General features: G+C 25.1%; 10 protein-coding genes, 1 other RNA gene and 2 pseudogenes. 11 read left to right on the top strand and 2 right to left on the bottom strand.

Translation table 11 applies throughout. From position 1 onward, the window contains the following. A pseudogene (locus CRU93_RS14240) lies at positions 1 to 228 on the top strand (chemotaxis protein); the annotation flags it as partial. Positions 229 to 323: 95 nt separating this feature from the next. Further along, positions 324 to 581: a hypothetical protein gene (locus CRU93_RS13340; protein ID WP_129104685.1), complete on the top strand. Its 258-nt coding sequence runs from the start codon at positions 324 to 326 to the stop codon at positions 579 to 581. A gap of 109 nt (positions 582 to 690) precedes the next feature. Here the strand turns inward: CRU93_RS13340 and CRU93_RS13335 are convergent, their stop codons facing one another. After that, a complete protein-coding gene (locus tag CRU93_RS13335; protein WP_129104684.1) occupies positions 691 to 1,836 on the bottom strand; it encodes a hypothetical protein in 1,146 nt (381 codons plus the stop codon). Between the two features lie 125 nt (positions 1,837 to 1,961). Next, positions 1,962 to 2,357: a transfer-messenger RNA gene (gene ssrA, locus CRU93_RS13330) on the bottom strand. Positions 2,358 to 2,502: 145 nt separating this feature from the next. On the opposite strand from ssrA, the gene CRU93_RS13325 reads away from it, so the two are divergent. The 9 genes and pseudogenes from CRU93_RS13325 to CRU93_RS13285 all read left to right on the top strand — a co-directional run. Next, positions 2,503 to 4,824 carry a methyl-accepting chemotaxis protein gene (locus CRU93_RS13325; protein ID WP_129104683.1) on the top strand — a complete coding sequence of 774 codons (2,322 nt, stop codon included), beginning with the start codon at positions 2,503 to 2,505 and terminating at the stop codon, positions 4,822 to 4,824. Between the two features lie 149 nt (positions 4,825 to 4,973). Then, entirely contained in the window at positions 4,974 to 6,176 is a 1,203-nt protein-coding gene (locus CRU93_RS13320) for a saccharopine dehydrogenase family protein (protein ID WP_129104682.1), read from the top strand. A gap of 174 nt (positions 6,177 to 6,350) precedes the next feature. Further along, the gene (gene rd / locus CRU93_RS13315; protein WP_129104681.1) at positions 6,351 to 6,521 is read left to right on the top strand and encodes a rubredoxin; all 171 of its coding nucleotides are present in this window, start codon (positions 6,351 to 6,353) and stop codon (positions 6,519 to 6,521) included. Further along, positions 6,508 to 7,653 (top strand): carboxynorspermidine decarboxylase, encoded by a 1,146-nt coding sequence (gene nspC, locus CRU93_RS13310; RefSeq protein WP_258238933.1) that lies wholly within the window; start codon positions 6,508 to 6,510, stop codon positions 7,651 to 7,653. Before rd ends, nspC begins: the two co-directional genes overlap by 14 nt. Positions 7,654 to 7,668: 15 nt before the next feature. Next, a complete protein-coding gene (gene ppk2, locus CRU93_RS13305; protein WP_129104679.1) occupies positions 7,669 to 8,556 on the top strand; it encodes a polyphosphate kinase 2 in 888 nt (295 codons plus the stop codon). Positions 8,557 to 8,558: 2 nt separating this feature from the next. After that, positions 8,559 to 9,683 carry a polyphosphate kinase 2 gene (gene ppk2 / locus CRU93_RS13300; protein ID WP_129104678.1) on the top strand — a complete coding sequence of 375 codons (1,125 nt, stop codon included), beginning with the start codon at positions 8,559 to 8,561 and terminating at the stop codon, positions 9,681 to 9,683. Between the two features lie 135 nt (positions 9,684 to 9,818). Then, positions 9,819 to 10,751 (top strand): hypothetical protein, encoded by a 933-nt coding sequence (locus CRU93_RS13295; RefSeq protein WP_129104677.1) that lies wholly within the window; start codon positions 9,819 to 9,821, stop codon positions 10,749 to 10,751. Between the two features lie 3 nt (positions 10,752 to 10,754). Next, positions 10,755 to 12,989, top strand: a complete 2,235-nt coding sequence (locus tag CRU93_RS13290) for a hypothetical protein (RefSeq protein WP_129104676.1) — start codon at positions 10,755 to 10,757, stop codon at positions 12,987 to 12,989. 34 nt (positions 12,990 to 13,023) lie between these two features. After that, positions 13,024 to 14,283: pseudogene (locus CRU93_RS13285) on the top strand (hypothetical protein); the annotation flags it as partial.

The following is a 14,283-nucleotide window of genomic DNA, read 5'->3' as shown; positions in this document are numbered from 1 at the left end:
ACAGATTCAATAGCAAAAGAGATAGTATCAGATGCAAATGCGAAAGAGTTCTTAGGAAAAGATAGTGTAAAAGTTAAAGATATTGAAGTTCATGAGGACTCTTTTGACTCTTCTGCTTCAAAAGAAGCTAATAATGAAAAAGTAACTTCTTTAAAAAATGTTAAAAAAGAAAAAAATTCTACAATAATATCTGAAGATTTAGATAATGATGAATGGGAAAGCTTTTAAGCTTTTCCATAATAAAAATTAAAATTATTGTTTAAACTAAAATTTCATATAAAATGTTATTATATTAAAGTGTATAAACTTTATGGGGAGATATTATGTTTACTACAAAACAAGAAGTTATAGCAAATATAGAAGAAAATAAAGCACTCTTACAACAAATGAAATATAAAAAAACTTTAAAATTTTCAAAACCTTTATTAGATATGTTAAATAAGTTTCATATCTCTTTACAAAATGAACAAAAAGATATAAATGAAATAATTAATAAATATAATCAGTGGTATAAACAATTAGAGGTAAATACTCAACTAGAAAGAATCAAAATATATGAAAAAATGCAGGAAATGAAATAGTATTTATTTAAAATATTAATAAAAAGCAAAAATAAGAAAAAGTGTTGCTGAAAATTTTAATAATTATTAACAGCAACACAGCTTTTAAATTATATTGATAAAATATTAATTACTTAATTGATATATTTAGACTATCTTTTAAATCTAAATTTCCTTTTGTTTGAATTTCATTTAAAAGCTCTTGAATAGTTTTATTATTTGTTGATAATGTCACTTTAAGAGAATCATCTTTACCTCTGCCAAGAGCAGAAAATTTTTCATTTACATCTTTTAATAAGTCATGAATATATTCATTTGTTTTTTTATCTCTTATAAACATATTTATATTGTTTTCTATTTGTATAGTCATTTTATTAAGTGTATTTTTCCCATTATCTGAATTAAAAAAGTTTTTAATATCATCTTCTGAAAAGTCTTTAAAGTTACTATTAATCCCTAATCTTTTAAGTTTTCTTTCAAATCTTCTTTGTTTATATTTACTTTTTTGATTTGGAAGTTTTAAAAGAAAAGCTGCAAGTTCTGGAACAGAATAATCAAGAGTTTCTGCTTTTAATGAAAAAGCACTTATTTTTGTTGATAATAATGAATTAATTATTGTATATCTATTCGCATTTTTTATATCATCTTTTTTTAAATTAAGAACTGATTCAAATCCAAAAGATAAACCAAATCCATTTATATCACTTGTTGATGAAAGTACTGCATTATCATCAATAGAAATATAACTGCTTATATTTAGTCCATTATCTTCATAAAGATTTACAAGTTTTTCAAAAAAATCATAATCATTTTTACTAAAATCATTTTTAGCTTGTTGTTTTAACTTTTTTATAAAATCTTCATTATTATCATTAACACTAAATTTTAATCCTTTTATATTAAAAGTATAATTGTCATTTATATCCATAAGACCTTTTAAAACATCAATTGGTTCAGTAGATTTTATAGATGAAAATTTATTTGCAGCTGCAATATTATCAATTTCTATACTCTTTGCAGTTAATATAATATCATTTGATTTTCTATAAGCTGATTTTCTATTAGTTATAACCATTTTTAAATTATCTATACCACATTCTGTTGTAAATATTCCATTACAAAAATAATCACCATCAATAGATTTAATAGAGTTATCTTTAGCTACTTCTTTTTGAACACCTTGCTCAAACTTACTCTTTGCAATACTATTCTTAGTATATATCCCACCAACAATAGCCACAACAGCTATTGCACTTATAATTAACTTTTTATTCAAATTGTTCCTTTTTGTGAATTTAATTTATAAAAAAGATATTACAATAAAAAGTATTGTTTAATGGTAAAATTGTAATAAAATAGTAGATTTTTATTGATTAAGAATAATGAAGTTGATTTGTATATTGGTGGAGATGTCCGGGATTGAACCGGAGTCTTAAAACATCTACTCATGACGTCTACATGCTTAGCAGGCTTGAAAAATTTCACTTATTAGCAACTCAAACCACAAGGCAACTAAAAAGCTAAGATTTGAAAATGTCCTTTAAAAGCTAAATCAACTCTTTTAAAGTAATCTATCTAGGGTGAACCCGCGAAAATCTACTTAGATAGAATCAGTAGTGCGAGTCTCCAAAGACTCAACCCGAAGGGAGTCTATAAGTTGTTAAACTTACGCAGCTTTTGCGTAAGCTGGAGCGTAATTAGTATTATTTGCGTCTAAAAAAAATGAGCCGCGTAACGGCATGCTCAGGCCGACATGCAATCAAGCCTCGATGCTCTAATCGAAACCAAATCATCCCCAATAAATAATTTGCAATTGTATTGGAAATAAACTTAAAAATAGCTATAAAAAGTACTAAAAATATGCCTAAATTCTATTATAATAGAATTATTTCTAATAAAATAATGATATAATGACTTTAAGATAAACGGAAGGAATGTGTATATGAAAAGTATGACAATTAAGGCTAAACTGTTATTTATAATTATTGTTACTATTATTCTTGTGGCAACAGTTATTACTGTGAAGTCTATTTATTCACTAAATAGCTTAACAAATGAAAATATTGAGGCATACAAAAAAAGTGCTTACGATAAAGAAAAAGAGAATTTGGCAAGTTATACAAAATTTGCTAAAAATATAGTAGAAAGCTACTATAAAAAATCAGATTTAGATGCTATAAAAAAAGAAGTTAAAGATAAACTTGTTGAAAAATCTGATTTTTTATTTAAAATTCTTGATAAACTTTATGAAGAGTTTCACGGTAAAGTTTCAACTCCTGAGTTAAAGAAAATTTTACTTGATGCAATTGCAGGTGCAAGATATGGTAAAAGTGGTTACTTCTTTGTTTATAATAAAGATGCTATTGTTTTAAAACATCCAATAAACCCTTCAAAAGAAGGTAAAAGATATCCAAAACCACATATTCTTAATTTTATAAAACTAGCAATAGACAATGGTCAAGGACTTGTTTCTTATGAACAAACAGTTCCAAATAAACCTCCAAGACAAAAAGTTGCTTATGTAAAATATTTTGAAAAATTTGGTTGGATTATTGGTACAGGTTCATATCTTGATGATATATCTGAATCTTTGAAGAAAAAAGCATTACAAGAGGTTTCACATTTAAGATTTGGAAATAATGGATATTTTTATATTTACAATTATGATGGTGTAAATTTAATGCATCCAGTAAAACCTCAATTAGTTGGTAAAAACCTTATAGATTTAAAAAGTAAAAAAGGTGTTTATTTTATAAAAGATTTAATTGCTGCTGCTAAAAAAGGTGGTGATAGTGTTAATTTTGATTTTCCAAAACCTGGAAGTGATACTCCAAGTGAAAAAATTGGTTATGCAACAGGTTTTGACCAATGGAATTGGATGATAGGAACTGGTGTATATGCAGACAAAATTGAAAATCACATTGCTAAAATGAGAGTAGAAGCAAAAGATAAAATTGAATCAATTATTATAAATATTATATTGATTTCAATAGTTATTTCTATATTAATTGCAGCTTTTGTAATCTTTTTTATTAATAAAGAGATCAATAAACCATTAAATACTTTCCAAGTTGGACTTTTAGATTTCTTTAAATACCTAAATAAAGAAAAATCAACTGTAAGTAAAATTGAAATTAATACAAAAGACGAAATCGGTCATATGGCAACAGTTGTAAATGAAAATGTTGAAAAGACAAATAAACTATTAGATCAAGATTATAAATTAATAGAGAATGTAAAACAGATTGTTTCTGAAGTTAATAATGGAAATATTACTCACAGACTTGAATCAAAAACTGAAAATCAAAGTTTAGAAGAACTTAAAAATAATCTAAACGAAATGCTTGATTCTATTTCAAATAAAGTAAATGATAATTTTGCACAAATTGATACAGCACTTATTGAGTTTGGTAATATGAATTTTGCACATAGAATTAATAATCCAAAAGGTGAAGTTGCACAAGCACTTAATTCATTGGCAGATACAATAAATGATATGTTAGTTCAAAATAAACATAGTGGAGTTAATTTAAGAAAGAACTCTCAAAGTTTATTAAATAGCGTAACTATTTTAAGTACAGCATCAAATGAATCTGCTTCAAGTTTAGAAGAAACAGCAGCGGCATTAGAAGAGATTACATCAAATGTAGTAAGTAATTCAGAGAATATTTCTAAAATGGTACAATTTGCAAATAATGTATCAAATTCTGCAAAATATGGTGAGCAACTTGCAAATAAAACAAGTGGTTCAATGGATAATATTAATGAGCAAACACAAGCAATTGCAGAAGCAATTACAGTAATTGATCAAATAGCATTTCAAACAAATATTTTATCACTAAATGCAGCAGTAGAAGCAGCAACAGCAGGTGAAGCAGGTAAAGGATTTGCGGTAGTTGCACAAGAAGTGAGAAATCTTGCAGCAAGAAGTGCAGAAGCAGCAAAAGAGATCAAAGAACTTGTAGAAAATGCAACTCTTGGAGCAAATGATGGTAAGTCAATTTCATCTGAGATGATAAAAGGTTATAATGAACTTAAATCTCATATTGATGAAACTTTAAGACTAATTAGCGATGTTGAAACTTCAAGTAAAGAGCAAAGAGCAGGTATCGAACAAATAAATGATACAATTAATGACTTAGATCAACAAACTCAAAAAAATGCAAGTGTTGCAAGTCAAACAAATGATATAGCAATTGAAACTGAAAAAATTGCTACTAAAATCTTAGAAGATGTTGAAGAAAAAAGATTTATTGAAAAATAAAAATTAATCTATCAACATAAATCAAAAGCACAAAATTTGTGCTTTTGATAAACTAAATATAAAAAAATTAAATCATAAAAAATTTTTTTCAAATTCAATTACAATTCAATAAAAAGAGTTTATAATTGCAAATTAAAAGGAGCGTCTTTATGGATAAAAAAGGTATTTTAATTATTGGTGCAGGTGGTGTAAGTCGTGTTGCAACAGTAAAATGTGCTATGAATATTGATACATTTGAAAAAATTACATTAGCTTCAAGAACAGTAAGTAAATGTGATGATATAGCAAAAGATATAAAAGAAAATCAAGGAGTAAGTATAGATACTGCTTGTGTTGATGCTGATGATGTACTTCAATTAGTTGAATTAATAAAAGATATTAATCCAAAGTTAGTATTAAATGTAGCATTGCCATATCAAGATTTGACTATTATGGACGCTTGTACACAATGTGGTGTTGATTATGTTGATACTGCAAATTATGAGCACCCAGACGAGGCTAAATTTGAGTATAAAGAACAATGGGCAAGAAATGAAAACTTTGAAAAAGCAGGAGTTAAAGCTTTATTGGGAAGTGGTTTTGATCCAGGAGTAACTGGAGTATTTTGTGCTTATGCTCAACAAAATCTTTTTGATGAAATAAATTATATTGATATTATGGATTGTAATGCTGGTGACCACGGTTATGCATTTGCAACAAATTTTAATCCAGAAATTAATTTAAGAGAAGTATCTGCAAACGGTAGATATTGGGAAGAGGGTAAATGGATAGAAACTAAACCTTTAGAGATTAGAGTTGAGCATGATTATCCTGAAGTTGGAGTTAAACCTTCATATCTTTTATATCATGAAGAGTTAGAAAGTTTATCTAAAAATATCAAAGGACTTAAAAGAATTAGATTTTTTATGACTTTTGGAGATAGCTATATTCAGCATATGAATTGCTTACAAAATGTTGGAATGTTAGGAATTGAACCAGTTGAACATCACGGTCAAAAAATTATTCCAATTGAATTTTTAAAAACTTTATTACCAGATCCTGCAAGTTTGGGACCAAGAACAGTTGGTAAAACAAATATTGGTTGTATCATTGAAGGTATAAAAGATGGTAAAAAGAAAAAAGTTTATATCTACAATGTTTGTGACCATCAAGAGTGTTATAAAGAGACTGGTGCACAAGCAGTTAGTTATACTACTGGAGTTCCAGCTATGATTGGTTCTAAAATGCTTTATAAAGGTATTTGGGATGGTAAAGGTGTATTTAATATAGAAGAGTTTGATGCAAAACCATTTATGGATGAGTTAATGACTCAAGGGTTACCTTGGAAAATTGTGGAACTTCCTACAAAATAATACTTAAAAAGCTAAATATTTAAAATATTTAGCTTTCTTTCTAATAAAAAACTCATAATAAAGATTTTACTTAACATATTTTGATATAATTTTGACATTTTTATAACTTATGATTACTTGCATTTCTTATTTATTTAGGTAATAATATGCTAAAAAAAATAGTAAGGAGTTGATATGCAAAAATATATTTGTGTGGTATGTGACTACATTTATGACCCTGCTGTCGGTGATCCAGATGAAGGAATTGAACCTGGAACACCTTTTGAAGAATTACCAGAGGATTGGCAATGTCCAGACTGTGGAGTAACTAAAGAGGATTTTGAACCCTTTGATGAAGACAACTAAAATTGTAAATAATATAAATGACTTGCCTAGTCCAAGTTTTGTGTGTGAAGAGAAACTGTTAGAACAAAATTTAAAATTACTTAAAAAGATTCAAGATGATGCAGATGTAAATATTCTTTTGGCATTAAAAGGTTTTGCACTTCATTCTACTTTTGATTTATGTAGAAAGTATTTAAAAGGGTGTTGTGCTTCTGGATTACATGAAGCAATTCTTGCTAAACAGATGTTTCAAAAAGAAGTTCATACTTATTCACCTGCTTTTAAAGAAGAAGAGTTTGACGAGATTGTAGATATTTCTAATCATGTTGTTTTTAACTCTTTTTCTCAATTAGAAAGATTACAACATAAAGCAATAGGTAAAACATCAATTGGTCTTAGAGTAAATCCAGAATATTCATCTGTTGATGTGGATTTATATAACCCATGTGGTACTTATTCAAGATTGGGTATTACAAGTAAAAATTTTAAAGAAGAAAAACTTGAAAATGTAGATGGGTTACATTTTCATGCATTATGCGAACAAAATGTGGATGCTTTAGAAGGTGCTCTTAAAAATTTTGAAGATAAGTTTGGTAAATATTTATCAAATATGAAATGGGTTAATTTTGGTGGAGGACATCATATTACAAGAAAAGATTATGATGTTCAAGGACTTATAAATCTTTTAAAAGATTTTAAATCAAGATACCCTCATTTAGAAGTATATTTAGAACCAGGCGAAGCAGTTGGATGGCAAACTGGGTACCTTGTGGCAACTGTATTAGATATTGTAGATAATGAAATGAAAATTGCCATCTTAGATACATCAGCAGAAGCTCATATGCCTGATACTTTGGCTATGCCTTATAGGCCAGATATTAGAAATAGTGCAATTGCAAATGAGAAAAAATTCACTTATAGATTAGGTGGGAATACTTGCTTAGCTGGTGATATTATCGGTGATTATTCATTTGATGAGCCATTGGAAATTGGCAATAAAATTATACTAGAAGATATGATTCATTATACAATGGTAAAAACAACAACATTTAATGGAATAAAGTTACCATCAATTGTTATAAAAAAAGACAATAACTGTTACCAAATTGTAAAAAACTTTGGGTATAATAATTACAAAGAAAGACTTTCTTAAAGGAAATATATTGTCATGTTAGAGGAAGAAACAGAAAATATAGAGAAAAAAAAAGATAAAACTGTTAAAAATAGTACTTCATTATCAAAGAGTTCTAAAGATGAAAAAGTACAAATATGGGTAAAAAAAGAGAAAGTTCAATATGAAAAAGAGTTACGTCTATTACAAATTGAACTTTTGAAGTTTCAAAACTATGTAAAAGAAAAAGGTCTAAAAGTTCTTTTGATTTTTGAAGGAAGAGATGCTGCTGGTAAAGGTGGGACAATAAAAAGAATTACTGAGCATTTAAATCCAAGGGGAGCAAGAGTTATAGCTTTAGAAAAGCCAAGTGATATTGAAAAAACACAATGGTATTTTCAAAGGTATACAAATTATTTACCTAGTGCTGGAGAAATTGTACTTTTTGATAGAAGTTGGTACAACAGAGCAGGTGTTGAACCAGTAATGGGCTTTTGTACAACAGAAGAGCATCATGAATTTTTAAAAGAGGTTCCAGAATTTGAACAAATGCTTGTCAAATCAGGAATAATACTTTTAAAATTTTATATTTCTGTATCAAAAAAAGAACAAGCAAGAAGATTTAAAAAAAGAGAAGTTGACCCTTTAAAACAATATAAGTTATCACCAGTTGATAAAGAATCTCAAAAATTATGGGATAAATATACTGTGGCAAAATTTTCTATGTTGATGGCATCAAATACTGATATGGCTCCATGGACTATAATAAGAAGTGATGATAAGAAAAAGGCGAGAATTAATTGTATTAAACATATTTTATCTTCTGTTGAATATCCTAATAAAACTAATATGAAGAATATTAAAGTTGATAAAAATATAGTAATTAGTGGAAAAAAAGAAATTGAATTAATGGAAAAAGAAAATAAATTTGCAAAGGCTGAATAACAATGAATTTAAGTGATTTTGAAAAAACAAATTATAGTGGATTATATGTTTCAAAGGTTGCTCACCCTACATTTGGAAAAAAATATATAGCTAGATTTCAACATGAAAGAAAAAGATATGTTAAGGTTTTGGGATATACAAAAAAAGACAACCTAACTAAAAAAAGTGCATTAAACTTAATGCAAAAATTTAAAGATTCTATTGTTATTGAAGATAAAAAAAGTAATATTGATATAAAAGAAGTTCCAACTGCAAAAGTAGAAAATCAAGATGAAGTAAATAAATTAAAATATGAAAATGATTTAATGAAAAGTATTTTGGGAGAATTTGCAGAGCATGATACAGATAATTTAAAAGATGGAATTCAAAAAATATATGATGCTGAAGAGTTAAAACAGTATCAAATTGAACTTATTAAATTACAAAACCATTTAGAAAATGAAAACAAAAGAATGATTATTCTTTTTGAAGGTAGAGATGCTTCAGGAAAAGGTGGTGCCATTAGACGAATCACTAGATATATGAATAATAAACACTATAGAATTGTTGCATTAGGTAAACCAACAGAAACTCAAAAAAATCAGTGGTTTTTACAAAGATATATTGAACATTTTCCAACTGGTGGAGAAATAGTTTTATTTGATAGAAGCTGGTACAATAGAGCAATGGTTGAACCTATTTTTGGATTTTGTACACAAGAAGAGTATGAGATTTTTATGGAAGATGTAGTTAATTTTGAACAAGATTTAGTAAGACAAGGAATGATACTTATTAAACTTTATTTTTCTGTATCTAAAGCTGAACAAAAAAGAAGATTTGATAGAAGAATAAATGATCCATTAAGACAATGGAAGTTCTCAGAAGTTGATATGCAAGCTCAAGATTTATGGGGAGAATTTTCAGAAAAAAAATATGAGATGTTAAGAAGAACAAATTCAAGAAGTGCACCTTGGCATATTGTTAGAAGTGATGATAAACATAAAGCAAGACTTGAAGCAGTTAAAATCATATTAAACTCTATTGATTATGATGGAAGAAATTATGCTTTAGATTTTCAGCCAAATGAAAAAGTAAATATCTCTGTTCAAAAAGAGTTAATGCAAATGAGAAAATCTCAAAATTATTAATATTTTAAACTGCCATGTTTTTCATGGCAGTCTAAACTCTTTTATAATGCCACTTTAAAAATAACAAAAAATAATTTTCATTTAATTTCAATACTATATAATTAATATATGAATTTTAAGGAATTATAAAATCTAATGAAAAAAATAGTCTTATTCTTTACTATATTAATACTTATATTAATTTATGTTCAAAGTGAAAAAAGAGATTTAAATTACTCTTTTTATAGTTGGAAAAATAGTTTTAATATAAAAAAACAAGAAGATAAATTATATATTAAAGTTTTAGATATTAACTATTCAAATAAATTAGAGATAATAAGTACTAGATTTAAAACTATTCCTAAAGATAAATTATCAATTCCAGTTATATACATTACAAATAAAGCTATGAAACTCTCTTTTTTAGATGAATTAGTAAATAAAGTCTATAAAAATTTGAAAGTATTACCTTTTAAATATAATGAAGTTCAATTTGATTGTGATTGGTCAATATCCACAAGAGCTAAGTATTTCTCATTTTTAAAAAAAATAAAAAATAAAATAGATAAAAAACTCAGTGCAACTATTAGATTGCATCAAGTGAAGTATTATAATAAGACTGGTGTTCCTCCTGTTGATTATGGTTTATTAATGTATTATAATATGTCTGATATTGCAAATTATGATACAAAAAATTCTATATTAGATAATTTTATTGCAAAGAAATATCACTTCAATTTTGAAAAATATCCATTAAGATTAAAACTCGCACTTCCTTTATATTCACAAGCAATTCAATTTCGTGATAAAAAAGCAATTGATATCTTTGAAGGTGTAAAAAAACAAGATTTTAGTAAGAATTTTAAAATAGTAAAAAGAAATTATTATAAAGTTGTTAAAAGTTTTTATTTTAAGGGAAGATATATTTATAAGGGTGATGTTTTTAGATTTGAAGATTCTAATTTGGATGATTTAAAAATTGCGCTAAACGATTTTTTTGATATTGCAAAGAATCCTTTTAAAGAAATAATTTTTTATACTATAAAGTATAAAAATAAATATAATTTGAAAAAATTATTAAAAGGGTAAATATTGTTAAAAATATTATTGTTTTTTATACTCTTTTATACTTCAAGTATTGCTTGTGGTGGAGGTTTTTGGCCAGAGGATTATCAGTTTAGATTTTTGCATAAAAGAAACTTTGAATTTGCAAATATTACAGGTGATTTGACAAGTAGTAGAGTCTATAATGATTTAATATATGATTATAATGATGAAATAAAAAAACAAAATATAAAAGAGTGGAGAGCTCAATTTGGTAATTCTTATTCTGAAAAAGAAATAGAAGATATTATTTATAAGAACAAAGAATTATCAAAAATAAAAAATCAACAGATAAGAGATTATATTGATTTTTTAGAGTATCAAAAACCATATATATCTTCAAATAGATGGTATTACCAAAAGTTTGGATATAAAGGTGTAAAACTTGATATGTCTAAACTTCCAGTTGTCATAGAAGAAGCTTTAAAAAGAGTAGAAAATGTAAATTCAAGATATTTAAAACTTAGATATTTTTTCTTAGCACTTAGATTAGCACATTATAATAATTTAGATAACACAATAGATATTTATAATAAGTACAAATATTTATTAAAAAATAGTCATAGTATCGCAAAAGAGTGGATACAAGGTCTTTATGCAGGAATACTAATCAAAAAAGGTGAAGTAGTAAAAGGTGTTTATGAATTTACTAAGTTATTTGGTGAAGATAAATATAATTGGCATTTGGCATATTATAATTTTAAATATATAAAAACAGATGAGCAATGGAATAAATTTTTATCAATGGCTAAAAATAAAGAAGATACTATAAAATTTTATACAATAAGAGCTTTAAATATAAAAGCAAATGTATTAGAAGAGTTGAAAAATATTACAAAAGTAGATAAAAACTCAAAGTTTTTTGATCTGCTTTTATTTAGAACACTTTTAAACTCTCAAGATTTCTTTGATATTCCTATGCCATTTTACTATGATTCAAAGGTAGTTAAAAATTATGAGCCATTCATCTCTTATTTGAAAAGTATAAAAAGAGATGATATGTATATGGTTGATTTGGCATTGGCTTATTTTAACTTTTATCAAAACAATCTTGACGTATCAAAAAAATATCTAAACAAAGCATATAAAGAAGTAAGTGGAGATGATATTCATGAACTAAATGCTTTAAAGTATATAATCTATCTAAATAGACTCACAAAAATAGATAAAAAAACAGAAAATGAAATTGGAACAAAGTTAGAAAAACTTATGTTGCAACCTTGTAATAAGAATTCACTTCATAAATATACATTTTATAAAATAAAAGATATTTATAAAAAACAAAATGATGAGTTAAAGTATTTTTTATCAAAAAATATAGATTATACAAATGTAAATGCAATTAATTTAAAAAAATACAATGAGTTAAAAGCTTTAGAAAATAAAAAAAATAAAACAAATTTAGAAGAGTATATGATTAATTACTTAATGAAAAATAAGTTTTTAAAAAAACAACTAAAATTAGCTTATATAAATATTCTTATGAATAATTTGCAATTTGATGAAGTTTTAAAAAGAATTGAAAAAAATAAAAAACAAAAAAAGCTTGATTTTAATATTTTTAATAATTATATAGTTGGAAATAATAGGGTTAAATCAAAGAAAAAATATACATATTATGAAACAATAAAAAAATTAATTGATATTAAAAGTAATCTACAAAAAAATCCAAATTCAACAATAGATAATTATCTTTATGCAACTGCACTTTATAATTTGAGTTATTGGGGAAATTCAAATATTTTAACTACCATATTTAGAAGTAATTATTATTTTAAAGAGAAAAAGAATGAATTAAAGAAGATTAATTTATCAATAAATCATTTTAAAAAAGCCTTAGAAACTGTGAAAAATAAAGAGTTTAAAGCTAAAATATTGTACGCACTTGCAAAAAGTGAATTAACTTTATATGATATAAATAATGCAAAAGTTATTGATACTGATAAAAAAGATTATGAAAAAATAAAAACAAATTTTATTTATAGAAAATATATAATAAATGAATATGCAAACTTTCTTGGTAATATTAAAGCTTACAAAATTAGCAAAACTAATTTTTCTTATGAAAAGTATATAGAAAATGGATATGGAAAGTTTCTTGATGAGTTAAAAGATAAATATTCAGATACTTCTTATTATAAACAGTTATTAAAAGAGTGTGGATTTATAACATATTACTTTGATACAGTTGATATTATGCAGTATGAACATAGTAAAAAATAAATGTAATTTAGAAAAATTATTAAAAGGATAAATATTGTTAAGAATATTGTTGTTATTTGTGTTTCTTTATACTTCAAGCATTGCTTGTGGTGGAGGTTTTTGGCCAGAAGATTATCAGTTTAGATTTTTGCATAAAAGAGATTTTGCATTTGCAAATATTACTGGTGATTTGACTAGTAGTAGGGTATATAATGACATAATATATGATTACAATAAAAAAATAAAAAAAAGAAACTTACAAGAGTGGTATAAAGAGTTTAAAGGTAATTATACAAAAAAGCAAATTGAAGACTTTATTTATAAAAATAAAAACTTAGCAATGATTAAAAATAAGCAAATAAGTGATTATATAAATTTTATAAATTATCAAAAACCTTATGTATCTTCATGGAAAAGTTATTATGCAAAGTTTGGATATGAAGGTAAAAAAATTGATTTAAGTAAAGTACCAAATATGGTAAATGAAGCACTTTTAAAAGTTGATAAAGTAAATTCTAAATATTTAAAATTAAGATATTTTTTTATTGCTTTAAGACTTGCACATTATAATAATTTAGACAATACCTTACAAATATATGAAAAATATAAATATTTATTAAAAAACTCAAATAGTATAGTAAAAGATTGGATACAAGGTCTTTATGCTGGTATTTTAATAAAAAATAACGATATAGTAAAAGGTGTGTATGAATTTACAAAACTTTTTGATGAAAATAGAGTTAATTGGCATTTAGCTTATTATAATTTTAAATATATAAAAACAGATAAACAGTGGAAAAAGCTTTTATCAATGGCTAAAAATAAAGAAGAGATTATAAAATTTTATACAATAAGAGCTTTAAATATAAAAGCAAATGTATTAGAAGAGATAAAAAATATTGCAAATGAAAATATTAATTCTAAATATTTTGATTTATTACTTTTTAGAGTATTATTAAATTCTCAAGAGTTTTTTGATATTCCAATGCCTTCATATTATGAAACAACAAAAAGATTTAAAAATTATAAACCATATATTAAATATTTAAAATCTGTAAAAAGAAAAAATATGTATATGGTTGATTTATCTTTGGCATATTTTAATTTTTATGAAAATGATTATACTCAATCAAAAAGATATTTGAAAAAAGCTTATAGTGAAGTTAGTGGAGATGATATTCATGAATTAAATGCTTTAAAATATATTATTTACTTAAATTCTCTTACAAAAATTGATGAAAAAGTAGAAAATGAAATTGGAACAAGACTAAATAAACTTATACTTCAACCTTGTAATAAAAATTCACTTCATAAA

The sequence above is a fragment of the Arcobacter sp. CECT 8985 genome (genome assembly GCF_004116495.1).
Lineage (GTDB): Bacteria > Campylobacterota > Campylobacteria > Campylobacterales > Arcobacteraceae > Malaciobacter.
Note: the sequence above shows the minus strand (reverse complement) of the source record. Positions and strands in the feature narration are given on the sequence as shown.